Source organism: Mycobacterium sp., assembly GCF_035506235.1.
GTDB lineage: Bacteria > Actinomycetota > Actinomycetes > Mycobacteriales > Mycobacteriaceae > Mycobacterium.
On the sequence record NZ_DATJPU010000004.1, the window covers coordinates 1 to 16,336 of the forward strand.

General features: G+C 68.0%; 12 protein-coding genes and 1 pseudogene. 6 read left to right on the forward strand and 7 right to left on the reverse strand.

Translation table 11 applies throughout. From position 1 onward, the window contains the following. The 3 genes from kdpA to kdpC all read left to right on the forward strand — a co-directional run. Nucleotides 1–1,187 (forward strand): potassium-transporting ATPase subunit KdpA (gene kdpA, locus VMD50_RS00735; protein WP_325423869.1); only part of this gene is annotated, 1,187 nt, incomplete at its 5' end. Nucleotides 1,188–1,196: 9 nt separating this feature from the next. Next, nucleotides 1,197–3,284 (forward strand): potassium-transporting ATPase subunit KdpB, encoded by a 2,088-nt coding sequence (gene kdpB, locus VMD50_RS00740; RefSeq protein WP_325423871.1) that lies wholly within the window; start codon nt 1,197–1,199, stop codon nt 3,282–3,284. Then, a complete protein-coding gene (gene kdpC / locus VMD50_RS00745) occupies nt 3,284–3,889 on the forward strand; it encodes a K(+)-transporting ATPase subunit C (RefSeq protein ID WP_325423873.1) in 606 nt (201 codons plus the stop codon). Before kdpB ends, kdpC begins: the two co-directional genes overlap by 1 nt. Here the strand turns inward: kdpC and VMD50_RS00750 are convergent. Further along, nucleotides 3,849–6,320, reverse strand: a complete 2,472-nt coding sequence (locus VMD50_RS00750; RefSeq protein WP_325423875.1) for a DUF4118 domain-containing protein — start codon at nt 6,318–6,320, stop codon at nt 3,849–3,851. The genes kdpC and VMD50_RS00750 overlap by 41 nt on opposite strands. Nucleotides 6,321–6,458: 138 nt before the next feature. Then, entirely contained in the window at nt 6,459–7,163 is a 705-nt protein-coding gene (locus VMD50_RS00755; RefSeq protein WP_325423877.1) for an SDR family NAD(P)-dependent oxidoreductase, read from the reverse strand. Nucleotides 7,164–7,330: 167 nt separating this feature from the next. Here VMD50_RS00755 and VMD50_RS00760 point away from each other — a divergent pair, with 167 nt between their 5' ends. Then, nucleotides 7,331–7,885 (forward strand): TetR/AcrR family transcriptional regulator, encoded by a 555-nt coding sequence (locus VMD50_RS00760; protein ID WP_325423956.1) that lies wholly within the window; start codon nt 7,331–7,333, stop codon nt 7,883–7,885. 6 nt (nt 7,886–7,891) lie between these two features. Here the strand turns inward: VMD50_RS00760 and VMD50_RS00765 are convergent, their stop codons facing one another. The 5 genes and pseudogenes from VMD50_RS00765 to VMD50_RS00785 form a co-directional block, all read right to left on the reverse strand. Continuing rightward, complete coding sequence (locus VMD50_RS00765) at nt 7,892–9,094, reverse strand: cytochrome P450 (RefSeq protein ID WP_325423878.1); 1,203 nt, start codon at nt 9,092–9,094, stop codon at nt 7,892–7,894. An 11-nt stretch (nt 9,095–9,105) separates the two neighbouring features. Then, nucleotides 9,106–9,942 (reverse strand): mycofactocin-coupled SDR family oxidoreductase, encoded by an 837-nt coding sequence (locus VMD50_RS00770; protein WP_325423880.1) that lies wholly within the window; start codon nt 9,940–9,942, stop codon nt 9,106–9,108. A gap of 106 nt (nt 9,943–10,048) precedes the next feature. Next, nucleotides 10,049–10,399 carry a type II toxin-antitoxin system PemK/MazF family toxin gene (locus tag VMD50_RS00775; RefSeq protein WP_325423882.1) on the reverse strand — a complete coding sequence of 117 codons (351 nt, stop codon included), beginning with the start codon at nt 10,397–10,399 and terminating at the stop codon, nt 10,049–10,051. After that, on the reverse strand, nt 10,392–10,628 hold the full coding sequence (locus tag VMD50_RS00780; protein WP_325423884.1) for an antitoxin: 237 nt from the start codon (nt 10,626–10,628) through the stop codon (nt 10,392–10,394). Before VMD50_RS00780 ends, VMD50_RS00775 begins: the two co-directional genes overlap by 8 nt. 50 nt (nt 10,629–10,678) lie before the next feature. Continuing rightward, nucleotides 10,679–13,926: pseudogene (locus tag VMD50_RS00785) on the reverse strand (helix-turn-helix transcriptional regulator). A 233-nt stretch (nt 13,927–14,159) separates the two neighbouring features. On the opposite strand from VMD50_RS00785, the gene lysA reads away from it, so the two are divergent. Together lysA and VMD50_RS00795 are read left to right on the forward strand one after the other, a co-directional pair. Then, a complete protein-coding gene (gene lysA / locus VMD50_RS00790) occupies nt 14,160–15,518 on the forward strand; it encodes a diaminopimelate decarboxylase (protein WP_325423886.1) in 1,359 nt (452 codons plus the stop codon). A 2-nt stretch (nt 15,519–15,520) separates the two neighbouring features. Beyond that, a complete protein-coding gene (locus VMD50_RS00795) occupies nt 15,521–16,336 on the forward strand; it encodes a rhomboid-like protein (RefSeq protein ID WP_325423888.1) in 816 nt (271 codons plus the stop codon).

The following is a 16,336-nucleotide window of genomic DNA, read 5'->3' on the forward strand; positions in this document are numbered from 1 at the left end:
TGCGGGTATTGGTGCCGCTGAGCTTCGTGTTCGCCATCGTGCTGCTCGCCGCGGGCGTGATCGACAACTTCCATGCCACACGGGTGGTCGCGAAGATCTCCGGCGCCCAACAAAGCATCCCCGGTGGTCCGGTGGCGAGCATGGTGCCGATCGAGATGATCGGCGACAACGGCGGCGGTTACTTCGGCGCCAACATGGCCCACCCGTTCGAGAATCCCAACCCCGGGGTCAACGTGCTCACCATCTGGCTGGCCGCGTCGATACCGTTCGCGTTCCCGTGGGCATACGGCCGACTTGTTGGATCCATGCGCCAGGCGACGGTGCTCATCGTCGCCATGGCCACCCTGTATGCGGCGTCGGTGGTGGTGGTGGCCGCTCTGGAAGCCCACGGCAACTCTCACGTTCCGCAGTTCGGCATCGCCCAATACCCCACCGGCACCAATCCGGGCGGCAACCTGGAGGGCAAGGATTTGCGGCTCGGAGCGACCGGATCGGCATTGAACGCCGTCACCATGACCGCCACTTCCACCGGCGGCGTGAACTCGGCCATGGAGAGCTATACCCCGCTGGGCGGCGGCCTGCCGCTGTCGGACATGATGCTGGGCGAGGTCATTCCGGGCGGCACCGGCACCGGCCTGTACGGGATGCTGATCTTCGTGCTGATCACGGCGTTCATCGCCGGGCTCATGGTCGGGCGCACCCCGATGTACCTCGGTAAACGCTTGCTGGCCGGGGACATGACGCTGGCGGCGATCTACATCCTGGTCCTGCCGGTCACGCTGTTGAGCTTCGCCGGGGTCTCGCTCCTGCTGCCGTCGGCGGCCCACCAAATCTCCACGACCGGGCCCCACGCGGTGACCGAGGCCGTTTACGCGTTCACCTCCGCCGCGCACAACAACGGGTCGGCATTCGCCGGGCTGGCAGGCAACACCCTCTGGTACAACTCGACGCTGGGGCTGGCCATGTGGATAGGGCGGTTCTTCGAGATCATTCCCGCGCTGGCGCTGGCCGGCTCGCTGGCACGCAAACGCACCTACACGGTCACCGCCGGGACCTTGCGCACCGACACGCCGCTGTTCACCGCGCTGCTCGCCGCGATCGTCGTGATCTTGGTGGGGCTCACCTATTTCCCGGTGCTGGCCCTTGGGCCGATGGCCGAGCACTTTTCCGGGCACTTCGGAGTCTGAGGGGGTCTGATGACGACGCAGACCGCTGCCCCGCCCGGTCGGCACCTGGGCCGCGAAACGCGACGACTGCGCGAGTTGTCGATCCTCGATCCCCGGATCGTCCGCAGAGCCATGATCGATTCGCTGCTCAAACTCGATCCCCGGCTGATGGTGCACAAGCCGGTGATGTTCGTCGTCTATGTCGGCAGCATCTGGACGACGCTGCTGTTTATCCGCGACGCACCCAAATCCACTGCGAACGACAACCTGTTCACCGGCCTGGTGGTGCTGTTCTTGTGGTTCACGGTGCTTTTCGGCAACTTCGCCGATGCGATGGCCGAGGGCCGCGGCAAGGCGCACGCCGACGCGTTGCGCCGGGCGCGGCAGGAAGCCGTCGCCCACGTTCTGCAGCCCGACGGGAGCACGAAAGACACGCCGTCGCGGGAGCTGAAAGTCGGCGACCGGTGCGTCGTCGAGGCCGGGCAGGCGATTCCCGGCGACGGTGAGGTCGTCGAAGGCATGGCGATGGTCGACGAATCGGCCATCACCGGCGAGTCCGCCCCGGTGGTGCGGGAATCGGGCGGTGATCTGTCGGCGGTCACAGGCGGCACGGTGGTGCTGTCCGACCGCATCGTCGTATCGATTGCGTCCCCGCCCGGGCAATCCTTCCTGGATCGCATGATCGGGTTGGTTGAGGGTGCCAACCGGCAGCGGACACAGAACGAGCTGGCCCTGACAGTGGTGCTGGTCAGCCTGACGTTCATCTTTCTGGTCGCCGTCAGTACCTTCCAGTTGGTCGCGATCTTTTCGGGAGTCAAGCAGCCGATCGTGTTGTTGGTCGCCCTGCTGGTGTTGCTGTCGCCGACCACCATCGGCGCGTTGATTTCGGCCATCGGCATCGCCGGAATGGACCGCATGATCCGCCACAACGTGCTGGCCATGTCGGGACGCGCGGTGGAAGCCGCCGGCGATGTGACCACGCTATTGCTGGACAAGACCGGCACCATCACGTTCGGCAACCGGATGGCCACCGAATTCATCCCCGTCGGTGCCACGGACGAACACACCCTGGCCGAGGCGGCGCACCTGTCGTCGCTGGCCGACGAAACTCCGGAGGGCCGTTCGATCGTCGAGTTCGCTCAGCACCGCTACGGCTGCCAACCGCGCGACATCGCCGGCGCGAACTTGGTCAAGTTCACCGCCAAGACGAAGATGTCCGGCATCGACCTGCCGGACCGCAAAATCCGCAAGGGCGCCGTGGCGGCGGTCAGCGACTGGGTCCTGGCCAACGGGGGCACCGTGCCAGCGGATACGGACGGCGTCGTGGAACGCATCGCCAACAGCGGCGGCACCCCACTCGCCGTTGCCGACGAGCACACTCTGTTGGGCATCATTCACCTCAAAGACACTGTGAAACCCGGTATTTCGCAGCGCCTGGCCGCCATGCATCCGTTTGGGATCCGCACCGTGATGGTGACCGGTGACAATCCGGTTACCGCCGCTGCCATCGCCGACGAGGCCGGTGTCGACGAATTCATCGCCGAGGCGACCCCGGAAAACAAAATGGACCGGATTCGCGCCGAACAGGCAGGCGGCGACCTCGTCGCCATGACCGGTGACGGCACCAACGACGCACCGGCGCTGGCGCTGGCCGACGTCGGGGTGGCCATGAACAGCGGCACCCAGGCCGCGAAGGAGGCCGGCAACCTGGTCGACCTGGACAGCGACCCGACCAAGCTCATGGAGATCGTCAGGGTAGGCAAACAGCTACTGATCACCCGCGGCTCGCTCACGACGTTCTCCGTCTGCAACGACGTGGCCAAGTACTTCATCGCGATCCCGGCGATGGTCCATGGCGTCTTTCCCGAGTTGGCGGCGATCGACATCCTCAACCTGCACAACCCGCACACCGCGATCCTGTCCGCGGTGATCTTCAACGCGATCATCATCGTGCTGATGATCCCGCTGGCATTGCGGGGTGTTCGCGTCAAGGCGATGGGCGCCACCGCGATGCTGCGCCGCAACGTGCTCATCTACGGCGTCGGCGGACTGATCACCCCGTTCGTACTCATCAAGCTGATCGACATCGCCATCGTCGCGCCGATGGGAATCCGCTGATGCTGCGCCATCAACTTGTTCCGGCGGTCGTGCTCACGATTCTGGCCAGCGTCGTGCTGGGGGTGGCCTACCCGCTCGCCACCTACGGCATTGGGCAATTGGCTTTCCGGCACCACGCCGAAGGCTCGCTGATCAGCCGCGGCAACCAGATCATCGGCTCAAGCCTGCTCGGTCAATCGTTCACCGACGCCGGCGGCAGCCCACTGCCGCAGTACTTCCAGCCGCGGCCGTCGGCCGCGGGCAGCGGCTACGATGCCACCGCCAGCGGGGCCAGCAACCTAGGCCCCAGCGATCCCCGGCTGCTCAACGCCATCCGCGACAGGGCCGCCGCCTACCGCGCCTTCAACCACCTGCCCGCCGACGCGGCGGTGCCAATCGACGCGGTGACCGCCTCGGGGTCAGGTCTCGACCCCGACATCTCGGTGGCCAACGCCGCCCTGCAGTCGCCGCGGGTTGCCGCCACTCGGCACCTGCCGCCCGCAACCGTGGCGGCGTTGATACGCGATCACACCACCGGGCGCGCGCTGGGCTTCCTGGGAGAAACCGTGGTCAATGTCGTCGAACTCAACCTTGCACTCGATCAGCAGCAGCCGCCGGGACGCTGACGACCACGGTTGCGGCGCCGTCCGGACCCGTTTCCATGCGGAGCGATCCGTCGACGGCCTCGAGCAGGTCGCGCGCGGCCTCGACGGTGAAGTGGTCACCGCCACCATCGGCCGGCCCATGCTCGGAATGGCTTGTCTGAAACCGTATTTCGACCCGGTCACCGCACAGAGTCGCAGTGATCGTCGGTGTGCCACCCGGTGAGCTGAGCCGAATTGCGTTGGCGGTCAAGGCCGTTACCACCCGCGTGAGCACCGCGGCGTCGGAAAGCACATTAGGCAAGTCGTCGGGCAACACGACGTTCACCGCTTGATGCCCGGGACCGAGTTCGTCGAGCGCGGCGGCCACCACCTCGGCGACATCCACCTGCCGTATGCGCACATCGAGCGCACCGGCCCGGGCCTTGGCCACATCGTCCAGTTCGCTCGCCAGTACCCCGATCCGGTCGACCGCGCTCTCGAGCGTGTCGATGGGCTCGCCGTCCCGGGCGGCAGCCGGTAAGGCACGCAGCGCCGCGACAGCCCGCTTGGCGGAGTCGACGCCCTCCGTAAGGGCACGACCGGCCGCGGCAGTCAACGCCGTTCGCCTGAGCTCGCTCTCGGCCTGCCGTTCGGCGCCGGCGGCGCGTCGGCTGAGCCTGCGCTGGCGCAGGTTCTGGGCGATCTGGGCAGCGCACGCGGTGAAGATCTCCATGTCGGCCGCCGACAACACCGGGCCCCGGCCGGCCAGCATCGAGGAGGGATCCAGCTCGGCCTGCACCGTCGCCTCCTCGATCCCCTCCGGGGGCCGGTCCCCGCTGCTGGCGGTGACCACCCAAGCAGCCGACGGCTGCGTGGTCGGGCGTTCCAGAACGCTCAACCCCTCCAGCCCGAAGGTCTCGCGCATCACCTCCAGCAGCTGTGGAAGCTCACCCTCCCCGCGCAGTTGCGCCTCCGCCATCGATGTCAGGACCGCGGCCTCCGCGCTTGACCGGGCGGCAAGCCGGCGTCGCCGGGCACTGACTTCCACTGTCCAGCTCACCAGCAGCGCCACCGCCAGATACACCACAAGTGCCACAACGTCGTTGAACAGCGCGACCCGGAGCGAATACAGCGGCCGGGTCAGGAAGAAGTCGGCCGTCACCGCGGACATGATCGCGGCGATCAGCGCCGGATACCACCCTCCCACCACGGCGATCAGGACGACCACCGCCAGATACACCAGCAGGTCAATGGACAGGCTCAGCCGGGTGCGCAGCAGGGCCAACACAACGGTCACGGCCGGTATCAATACCGCTGTCAGGACGAGCGCCTGCAGGCGCCGGCGTCCACTGACACCGCGCAGCTGCGGAAGCCGCACCGCAAACCGTGACGGCGACTCATCGCTCACCACATGCACGTCAAGGCCCGGGCTCAACCGAGACAGCCGACGGGCCACCACCTCCCGCCCGGTCAACAGCCGCCACCAGGCTCTTGGACGGCTTTCGCCGATGATCACCTGGGTGGCGTTCTCGCGCTGCGCGAACTGTGCCAGCGCGCTGCTCACTTCGGCGCCGACCACCTGGTGCCAACTGCCGTCCAAATCCTCGACCAAGGTGCGCAGGCCGGCCAGGGTGGCCGCGTCCGCCCCGGGCAGCCCGTCGCTACGCGACACGTGCACGGCCATCAGGTCGCTGCCCGGTGTGCGCGCCGCCAGCCGCGCCGCCCGCCGGATGAGCGCCTTGCTTTCCGGGCCACCCGACACGCCCACCACGATGCGCTCCCGGGCCTCCCAGCCCGTGCTGATCCCGTGCTCGCTCCGGTAACGCCGCAAGCCCTCATCGACCCGGCCGGCCATCCACAGCAACGCCAGCTCACGCAACGCGGTCAGATTCCCCGGCCGGAAATAGTGAGACAAAGCCGCATCGATTCGATCCGGCGGATAGATGTCCCCGGCAACCATGCGCCGCCGCAACGCCTCGGTCGACAGATCCACCAATTCCAGCTCGTCCGCCTCCCGCACCACCACGTCGGGCACCGTTTCGCGCTGCCGCACACCGGTAATGTCGGTCACCACGTCGCCCAGCGACTCGAGGTGCTGAATGTTGAGCGTCGTGATCACGTCGACGCCGGCATCTAGCAGCTCCTCCACGTCCTCCCAGCGTTTGGCATTGCGCGAACCGGGGACGTTGGTGTGGGCCAGTTCGTCGATCAGCGCCAGCTGTGGACGGCGGCGCAAAACCGCGTCCACGTCCATCTCCGAAAGCACCCCGCCCCGATACCGGACTTGACGCCGGGGAACCACCTCCAAGCCCTCCACCAGCGCCTGGGTCGCCCGCCGACCGTGCGGTTCGATGTACCCGATCACGCAGTCGACGCCTTGCCCGCACTGGCGGTGGCCCTCGAGCAGCATCTCGTAGGTCTTGCCGACCCCGGGAGCAGCTCCCAGGTACACACGGAGCTTCCCCCGTGCCATCAGCAGCCGATTTCTACGACAGTGCCGGCGCGGCCGTCCACGCGCATCAGCGTAAACCGATTCGCTACTGCGCCGAAGGATCCCGGGCAGCAAGCGTTGGTGCCGGGGCACCCAAGGCCGGTTGGCGCACTGTCGGAGTCAGGTGTTGCGCCCGCCGTTGACGCCCAGTATCTGCCCGGTGATGTAGCCGGCCTCCTCGGACACGAAGAACGCGCACGCCGCGGCGATGTCCTCGGGTCTGCCCACCCGGCGCACCGGGGTGCGTGCGATGTGGTCTTCGACGGTGCCGCCGAGCAACTGCCGCCGCTCGGCGCTGCGCAACATCGGCGTGTCGATGAACCCCGGCGGAATCGCGTTGACGGTGATCCCGCTCGGCCCGTATTCGAGGGCCAGCGATTTGGTGAGCCCGTTCACCGCGGACTTGGCAGCGACATAGTGAGCCATGAACGGCTGCCCGGAGTGAGTGCTGGACGACGAGATGTTGACGATGCGCCCCCATCCCGCCTCGACCATGTCGGGCAGCGCGGCCTGGATCGTGTGGAACACCCCGTTCAGGTTGACGTCGATCACCTTGGACCATTGCTCGAAGGACATGTCCAAGAATTTCTTGAATCCTTCCACGCCGGCCGCGTTGACCAGCACCAGGATCGGGCCGAGCGCATCGCGGATCGCGGAAATCGCGGCGTCGACCTGTGCGCGATCGGTGACGTCCGCGACGTAGCCGAATCCGTCGTCGGTGGGCGACAGGTCGATGACGGCCACCCGAAACCCGTCGCTGCGCAATCTCTCCGCGATCGCCCGGCCAATCCCGGACGCACCGCCGGTCACCACCGCAGTCTTCACGCGCACGCACCTTCCTGAGCGACCGCCCAGCACGGGCGCCTGACATTGCCTATCACCGCCGTGTTACGGGGGTCAAGCGGCGCCGAATCCGTCGCGACAGGCGGTTGATTTTTGGCGATCGCCCAATCTAGGGTCCGGTGATGGCAAGGGACTCCACCACTCGGGACATGCTGATCGAGGCGACGAGTCGAATCATGGTCGAGGAGGGGTACGCCGCCGCCACGTCGCGGCGCGTGGCCGCCGAGGCCGGCGTCAAACCGGCGTTGGTGCACTACTACTTCCCGACGATGGACGAGCTGTATCTGGACGTGTTCCGCCGCGGCGCCGCCGCCTATCTGGAACGGCAGCGGGAAGCGCTGGCCTCCGACCGGCCCCTGCACGCCTTCTGGGAGACGCTCGTCGAACCCAAGGACGCCCGGTTGCTGCTGGAGTTCATGGGGCTTGCCAACCACCGCAAGGAGATCCGGGCGGAGATCTCCGCGTGGCAGGAGCGGTGGCGCGAGATGCAGATCACCGCGCTGAACTTCATCGTCCGCGAACACGGCCTCGACACAAACGAATTCCCGCCCGCGGGCATCGCGGTCGTCATCGCCGCGATCGGGCGCACCCTGATCCTCGAGCAGACGCTGGGCACCAAGGGCGGCCACGAGGAGGCCGTCGCGCTGGTCGACCGGTTCCTGGACCGCTTCGAGATGCCTACCCCGAAGCAGCGGCGCGATTGACCCGAATTAGGGCAGCACGACCCGCAGGCGCTCCCAGCCCCGGACGGTCGAGGTCGACGCCAATTGCGCCGTGTCGTAATCGATGTCCCACTCCGGCCAGCGGTTGAGCATCTCGTCCAGCGCCACGCGGCCCTCCAACCGCGCCAGGTTCGCCCCGAGGCAGTAATGCACTCCCTTCCCGAAGGTGATGTGCGAAATGTTGTCCCGGCGAATGTTGAACGTGTCCGGATCGGCGTAGCGGCGGAGGTCGCGGTTGGCGGCTCCGAACAGCAGCAGCATGGCGCTGCCGGCCGGAATCGTCCTGCCGTAACACTCGAAATCCTTTGCCATCCAACGGGCGACGTGGGGACCGGTGGGTTCGAACCGCAGCGTTTCGTCGACGGTGCGGGTCAACAGTGACCGGTCCCGGTAGACCTCGCGGCGCTGATCGGGGTGCTCGGCGAGCACCTTGGCCAGCCAGCCGATCAGCCGGCCGGTGGTCTCGTTTCCGGCGCCCGCGACCACCTGGGTGTAATGCAGCACCTCCTTGCGCGTCAGCTTGCGGTGCACGCCGTGCTCGTCGTCGAACTCCACATTGAGCAGCGTCGTCATCAGGTCGCCCGACGGGTTCTTGGATCGCCATTCGACGTAGTCGGCGTAGATGCGGCCGTCGGCGATGGAGTCGGCGTCGGCGACCTTCATCGGGGTGCCCGGCTTGGTGCGCAGGTTCGCGTCGTTGGCGTCGCGGACCGAAACCTGTTCGGATTCAGGGATTCCCAGCAGCATCCCGATCACCCGCATCGGCATCATCGACGCGAGTTCGGCGATGATGTCGAAGCCTGAGGACCCGACGAGCGGATCCAGACACCGCACGCAGTACCGCCGGATCTGGTCTTCGAGCTCGGCCATCCGGCGCGGCGTGAACACCCGCGACATCAGGCCGCGCAGCCTGGTGTGCTCGGGCGGATCCTGGAACATCATGACGCCGCCGGGCATGTCGAATTTCGACTGGATCAGCTCGAGGATGTCGCTGCGGCGGTTGGAGAACACCTCCCAGTTGGTCAAGGCGCGTTCGACGTCGGAATGCCTTGATATCGCCCAGAAGTCGAACTTTTCGTTGTAGTAGATCGGCGCTTCTTCCCGCAGCCGCGCGTAGGTCGGGTACGGGTCGGCGATGATGCTGGTGTCGTAGGGGTCGTAGTAGACGTCGGTGTCGTTGGTGACGGTCATCGATGCTTTCCTTACTTCAGGCAGCTGCTGGCGTCGATGGGCAGTGCGACGCCGGTGATGTAGCGCGCTTCGTCGGAGGCCAGAAACAGCACCGCGTTGGTGATGTCTTCGGGGGTCACCCAGGGGATCGGCAGGTAGTGGAAGCTCTGGCACACCGGCGCGAGGTCGTCGGGTCCGGGGTTCTCCAGCTCCGGACGAAACGCGCGGTAGGTTGCCTCGTTCATCAGCAGCGGCGAGTTCACGTGCGTCGGGAGGACGGCGTTGACCCTGATCATCCGCTGCCCCAATTCGACTGCGAACGAACGCATCAGCCCGATCACGCCGTGCTTGGCCGCGACGTAGTGGCCCATGTGTGGATAGGCCTTGAAACCGGCCACCGAGGAGGTCAGGACGATCGATCCGCCGCGGCCGCCGTCCAGGATGTGCGGAACGCCGGCCTTCACCGTCTTCCATACGCCGCTGAGGTTGACGTCGATCATCTCCTGCCACAGCGCCTCGTCGGTCTTGTGCAGCATTCCGGCCGTCGTCCCGATGCCGGCGTTGGCGACGATGACGTCGAGGCGCCCCAGCTGTTCGATGCCGCCGTCGACGGCGGCGCGCAGCGCGTCGAAATCGCGGACGTCGACCTCGGCGGTGACGACGCGGCCGCCGGCGTTCTTGACCAGTCCCGCGGTCTCGTCGAGGTCTTCGGGTGTCGCGCCCGGCGCCGGCGAGGCCTCGAACTTCCGGCAGATGTCGACGGCGATGATGTCGGCGCCCTCCTGCGCGAGCCTGACCGCGTGACTCCTGCCCTGCCCGCGCGCCGCGCCGGTCACGAACGCGACCTTGCCGTCCATCCGGCCCGCCATAGCCACCTCGATTCCCCGATTTTTGGGCGATCGCCCAAATTTCCCGCGCACGCCATGTGTAGCAGCATCGAGAGCAGCTAGTCAAGCACTCAACGCGGTTCGTGGTTCAGACGGTGGGGATGCCCAAAATCAATGCGAGGCCGCGCTCGATCTGCTGCATCGTTTCGGGTGCCAGAGTTCCCAGTCGCTCCAGCAGCCGCGTGCGAGCGACGGCGCGTACGCCACGACAAACCGCGACGCTTTCGGCGTCCACGCCTTCGGCAGGCGAGATGCGCGGCCGCAATGGGCTATCGGAGAGGGAACTCGACACCGGTACCATCACGACGAGTTCGTCGTCGATGCCGACGAGTATGTCGTCGACGGAGACGACGACGGCGGGCCGGTGCTTGCCGGGTTCACCGGGGCGGGCGGCGCCGAGGGCGACCAGCCACAGCTCACCGCGTCGGAGTTCAGGCAAGACCGTCGCTGACCGTGACGTCCCAGTCGCTGTTCTCGGCGCGTGCAGCTTGCAGCGCCGCCTCGGCGCGGCTGGCGTCGCGTTCGGCGCGGAAGATCGCCTCGTGATCGGCACGGGCGGCCAGCTCCGCGAGCAGGGCAGCGATAGAGATTCCCCGCGCGCGCGCCTGGGTCGCCAGCAGGTCGCGCGTCTGGATCGGGACCCTGATCGTAGTCGTCTGTGTAGACATATTCCGTAGTCTATTCGGTAGATATGGATAGCGCAGATGAGGCAAAGGCGTCACGCGTGCCTGGCTGCCTCCTGAGCCAGCTGCACGCGCGAGGACAAGCCGAGCTTGCCGTAGACGTGCGTGAGGTGGGATTGCACCGTGCGCGCGGACACGAACAGGCGGCTGGCGATGTCGTCGTTGCCGAGCCCTTCGCTGACCAGCCGTACGACGTCAAGTTCGGCCGGCGTGAGTGATCCCCAACCGCTGGCGGGCCGTTTCCGTTGGCCTCGGCCGCGTTGTGCGTAGGCGATCGCCTCCTCGGTGGACATCGAAGCGCCTTCGGCCCACGCCGAGTCAAAGTCTTTATCGCCCATGGTATCTCGCAACGCCGCTATCACGGATCCGTAGCCGGCGTCCCAGACCTTGAAACGGACCAAGTTCATGCGCTGCCGGATCGCGTGCGCCGCCCCGAGAAACCGGACCGCCTCACGGTGCCGCTCTGCCTCGAGGGCCAAGGTGCCGAGGCACTCCAGAATGTCCGGGACCCTCAGATGCGACTCGACGAGAACGACACGGGTCAGCGCCTCGTGTGCGTCACGTTCGGCTTGCTCCGGCTCACCCTGCGCGATCGCCACCAGGGCCCGCCCGGTGAGCGCACTCGAGTCGCTCGCCAGTGCGACGGCGTCATCGGCCCAGCGGCGGGCCGCGATGAGATCCCCGGCCGCCAGGGCGGCTTGCGAGGCGAGCTCACGCTGCATCGCCGCCATCGCGGGCACGACACTCAAGTGTGGCCACGCAGCCCGTGTCGCCTCCGACGCGGCCCCAGGATCGCCGACGGCCAGCGCGACGATAGCCGACCCAAGATACGCGATACCGGTGGCAAGGCCGCCAACCTCGGAACTGGCCTCGATGGCCGCCTCAACGGCCGCCCGGGCCGCCACTATTTCCCCCTGCCATGCGCGCATGGCCCCCAGGCACGCGAGACCGTACGCCTCAAAAAAGCCGTCGTGGGCCCGCCGCGCCTCGTCGGCCACCGCGTCGAATTGCGCTGCGGCTCCGGTCAAATCACCCTGAGCGGCCTGCGCCATCCCCAGGCACCAGCGGCACTGGCGGGCGCCGAAGCGGTCACCGATCGCGTCGGCGAGAACGGATCCTTCCTCGGCGGCCACCCGAGCCGCGACCGGGTCTCCCGTGAAGACCGCTCCGCGGGCCTGCCGGGCAAGGATCTGACTGAGCCTCCAGCGGTCGCCCAACGCGCGGGCGAGGGCGAGCGCCTCGGCGAAGTACGTCGCCGCCCCGGCTCTTTGGGCGTTGGCCGTGTAGCCGCAGGCGGTCAGCGCGCGGACCAGTAGGGCCGGGTCATCGGCGTCGCGCGCGATGGCCAGGGCCTGCTGCGCCTGATGCACGCCGTCGGAGGCGCCTGTCCAGGTGGCGAGCACGGCTCGGTCGGCGAGCGCCCGCGCCCGTACCGCGGCCGCAACCCCGGGATCCTTCGCCTCGTCGTGCGGCAGGGCGGCGTCGAACCAAGTCAGCCCCTCCCGGATGCGGGCACGCGCTTGCCACAGCGGCTGCAGCGACGACGCCAGCGCCAACGCCAGCTCGATGTCCGAGTTTTCGCAGCTCCACTGAAACGCCGCGCCAAGGTTGTCGATCTCCATTTCGGCCCGCTCGACCAGCCGCTCGTAATCGTCGGTCCCGGGCGCGTCGACCGCAGCGGCCAGCGCCGTGTAGTAATCGCGGTGACGCGCGCGGACGGCATTGGCTTCCCCGGCCTCGCCGAGCTTTTCCTGCGCGTACTGGCGCACCGTTTCCAGCAGCCGGTACCGGCTTCGACCGCCACTGTCGTCGGCCACCACCAGCGATTTGTCGACGAGCAGGGTGAGTTGATCCAGCACCTGGTAGCGCTCGACGTCGCCGCCTCCCGCGATCGCTTGGGCCGAGTCCAGATCGAATCCGCCCACAAAGACGGCCAGCCGCCGGAACAGGATTCGTTCGGGCGCGGTCAGCAGGGCGTGCGACCAGTCCACCGAGGCGCGCAACGTCTGCTGGCGACGCACCGCGGTGCGCGCGCCGCCGGTCAGCAGTCGGAAGCGGTCGTGCAGGCTGTCGAGGATCTCGGCCGGCGACAACGCGCGCATGCGGGCCGCGGCCAACTCGATGGCCAGCGGCATTCCGTCGAGGCGCCGGCAGATCTCGGCGAGGACCGCGGAGTTGTCGTCAGTGACAGCGAACTCGGGCCGAGCATGGCGTGCCCGGTCGGTGAACAGCTCGACCGCGTCGTCCGCGAGCGACAGCGAGGGCACCCGCCAGCTGAGCTCGCCGGCGACGCCGATCGGCTCGCGGCTGGTCGCCAACAACGTCACCTCCGGGGCGGCGCCGAGCAGCGCGACGACGAGCGCCGCGCTGGCGTCAAGCATGTGCTCGCAGTTGTCCAGCACCACCAGCATCTGGCGGTCGGCGACGAACCGGGTGAGCGTGTCCATCGTGGAGCGGCCCGGTTGATCGGGTAGCCCGAACGCGCGGGCCACCGCGATCGGCACCAGGTCGGGATTCGTAATCGGCGCCAGGTCGACATACCGCGCACCGTCGGCGAACCGGGCCGCGGCCTCGGCCGCAACTTCAACCGCCAGGCGGGTCTTGCCGACCCCGCCGGCACCGGTCAACGTCACCAATCGGTGCTGGCCCAGCAGCCGGCGCACCTCGGTCATCTGTCCTGCGCGGCCCACAAAGCTGGTCAGCTGCGCCGGAAGGTTATGTGCAGCAGTGCTTTTGAGCGTGCGCAGGGGCGGGAAGTCGTTACGCAGGTCCGGGTGGCAGAGTTGCACCACCCGCTCGGGGCGGGGCAAATCGCGCAGCGGGTGCGCGCCAAGGTCAGTCAGCCAGACGTCGGGCGGGAGCTGATCGATGACCAATGGCTCGGTCGCACCCGACATGACGGTCTGGCCGCCGTGGGCCAGGTCGCGCAGCCGCGCCGTCCGGTTGATCGTCGGACCCGCGTAGTTGCCCTCGTCGCGCAGCTGCACTTCGCCGGTGTGTGCACCCCGATGCGCAGCCGGATGGGGGCCAGCGGGGCGCGCTGCAATTCCAGGGCGGCCGCCACCGCTTCGGAGGCCCGGGCGAACGCCGCTACGAAGCTGTCACCCTCACCCTGTTCGACCGGGCGCACCCCGTGATGCGCGGCGATGGTGTCGGACACGACCTGATTCAGGCGGGCGATCGCGACGGTCATCTCCGCGGGCTGGGTTTCCCACAGCCGCGTCGAGCCCTCGACGTCGGCCAACAGCAACGTCACGGTGCCCGTCGGCAAGAGTCCGATCACGCCAACTTCGCTCCAGTCCACCAGCGGCGTTTCCGCGCGTGGATTGATCTCGCTCATGCTAGCCAGCATGCGGCGGCCACGCGTAGCAAAACATCGGCCAAAACGCGGAGATTGCGCGGCAGCAATGCGGACGATGCGGGCCGCCGTACCGAATCTGTGAAGATTAATCACACGGGTGTGAAAGCTTCGTTAAGAACGCGGCGGACCCCGCCTTCCGCCTGCACCGTGGATGTATGACGCTGTTCGAGCTGCTTTCATCGCCGCGGCACGAGGTGGATGCGCACCTCGACCGGGCGATCTGGCCGCTGAGCAGTTTCGTCGACGAGCTGGGCCGGTTGTGCGTCGGCGGGGTCGCCGCCACCGACCTGGCTGCCGAATTCGGCACCCCGGCCTACGTCGTCGACGAGGAAGATTTCCGGGGCCGCCTCCGCGGCTATCGGGCGGCGCTTCCCGGTGCCGAGGTGATTTACGCCGGTCGGGCGCTGCTGAGCGCGGCCGTGGCCGGGTGGGCCGCCGACGAAGGCGCGGGCGTGGACGTCTGCTCCGGCGGCGAACTGGCCACCGCCCTCACCGGCGAGGTGCCGCCGTCGAAGATCATCCTCAACGGCAACGCCAAGACCGCGGGCGAACTGGACGACGCGGTCGCCGCCGGGGTGGGACGAATCGTGATCGACACGCCGAACGAGATCGCGCTGCTGGCCGGGCGGGTGCGCCGTCGCCAGCGCGTGCTGATCCGGGTGATCGCCGACCTCGACGCCGGCGCGCTGAGCGCCGGGGTGCTCGACCAGAAATTCGGCTTCGCGTTGGCGGGTGGTCAGGCGGCCGGTGCGGTCAAGCGCGTCCTGGGTCAGCCGTGGCTCGACCTGACTGGCTTGCACTGCCAGTTGGGGTCGCAGCTCACCGATGTCGGGCTGTACGGCGAGGCGATCCGGCAACTGATGGCCTTGATGGCCGATGTTCGGGACCGCCACGGGGTCGTGCTGAGCGAGCTCAACCTCGGGGGCGGACACGCGGTCCCCTATCGGTCCGGCGATCCCGAACTCAACCCCCGGGCACTGGGAGCGGTCATCGAGGCCGCGGTCCGGTCCGCTTGCGCCGAACACGGTTATCCCCGACCGCGCGTCGTGATCCAGCCCGGCCGGGCAATCGCGGCCCGTGCCGGGATCACGCTGTACCGGGTGGTCGCCGTCAAACGCCAATCCGACGGACGCACCTTCGTCGCGGTGGACGGCGGCATGAGCGACAATCCGCGTATCGCGGGCGCTGACGCGAAATACACTGTGGCACTGGCCAATCGGCAGGAGCCGGCCGTCGCGGCACCGGTCACGGTGGTGGGCCGGCACTGCGAGTCCGGTGACGAGATCGCCCGCGACGTCAAATTGCCCGCCGACATCCATCCCGGTGATCTGCTCGCGGTGGCCTGCACCGGCGCCTATCACTACTCGATGGGCTCCAGCTGCAGCCTGGTGGGCCGCCCACCGCTGGTCGCCGTCGCCGGGGGCAAGGCCCGCGAACTGGTGCGCCGCGAGACCATCGCAGACCTGCTGGCCCGCGACCGTGGCTGGTCGGGTCACGCGGATAGGGGCGAATAACGATGGCCGCAAGCGTTGTTCGCGACAGGGCCGGGCGGTGGGCCGCGCGGACGTTGTCCGCCGCGGCATCGGTACGCATCACGGCGGCCTACGCGGTCCTCCTGGCCGCGATCTCGCTCGCGTTGACCACGCTCGGTCCGCACGCGCGCGAGGTTGCGGTGAGTCGCATGAGCACCAACCTGCACAATCTGGCGCACGGCCGCCTGAGCACGTTGGTCGGCAGCGCGTTCGTCGACGACGGCGGCGATGTCTACCTGTGGCTACCCTGGCTGGTGTGCCTGCTGGCCTTGGGCGAATTGATCTGGCGCGGTGGTGGTTTGGTCATCGCGTTCGCGGTCGGCCATATCGGTGCCACGCTGCTCGTCGCCGTCGGGCTGGTCGTCGCGCTCAAGGCCGGGTGGCTACCGGTCTCCGTTGCGCGCGCGAGCGACGTGGGAGTCAGTTACGGCGCGGTGTGCGTCCTGGGCGCGCTGACGACATCCATACCGGCGCGCCGGCGCCACCTTTGGGTCGGATGGTGGCTTGGCATCGCGCTGATGGCCGCCGCTGGCGCGGATTTCACCGCCGTCGGACATGTCCTGGCGCTGCTGATCGGCATCGGTCTGTCGTATCGGTTACCGTCAACCGCCGACTGGACAGCCCCGCGCGTCGCCTTGCTCATCGGCGGTGCCGGTTTCGGTTACTTCGTGCTGTCGGGTTCGTCGGAGGTGGCGACGGTCGGCGGGTTGGCGGGCGCGCTCATCGCGCTCCTCGCCGGCCAGGTATCGCGTTCGCGCAACAACATCTCGCAACCCGAGTTCATCCCGCAGCCCGCATAG

Excerpts from the sequence above, each read along its gene's own strand:
- VMD50_RS00750 (WP_325423875.1), bottom strand. The coding sequence starts at position 6,320 with ATGGCACGGGGGAAGCTCCGTGTGTACCTGGGAGCTGCTCCCGGGGTC.
- kdpB (WP_325423871.1), top strand. The coding sequence starts at position 1,197 with ATGACGACGCAGACCGCTGCCCCGCCCGGTCGGCACCTGGGCCGCGAA.
- lysA (WP_325423886.1), top strand. The coding sequence starts at position 14,160 with ATGACGCTGTTCGAGCTGCTTTCATCGCCGCGGCACGAGGTGGATGCG.
- VMD50_RS00760 (WP_325423956.1), top strand. The coding sequence starts at position 7,331 with ATGCTGATCGAGGCGACGAGTCGAATCATGGTCGAGGAGGGGTACGCC.
- VMD50_RS00795 (WP_325423888.1), top strand. The coding sequence starts at position 15,521 with ATGGCCGCAAGCGTTGTTCGCGACAGGGCCGGGCGGTGGGCCGCGCGG.
- VMD50_RS00780 (WP_325423884.1), bottom strand. The coding sequence starts at position 10,628 with ATGTCTACACAGACGACTACGATCAGGGTCCCGATCCAGACGCGCGAC.
- kdpC (WP_325423873.1), top strand. The coding sequence starts at position 3,284 with ATGCTGCGCCATCAACTTGTTCCGGCGGTCGTGCTCACGATTCTGGCC.
- VMD50_RS00770 (WP_325423880.1), bottom strand. The coding sequence starts at position 9,942 with ATGGCGGGCCGGATGGACGGCAAGGTCGCGTTCGTGACCGGCGCGGCG.
- VMD50_RS00765 (WP_325423878.1), bottom strand. The coding sequence starts at position 9,094 with ATGACCGTCACCAACGACACCGACGTCTACTACGACCCCTACGACACC.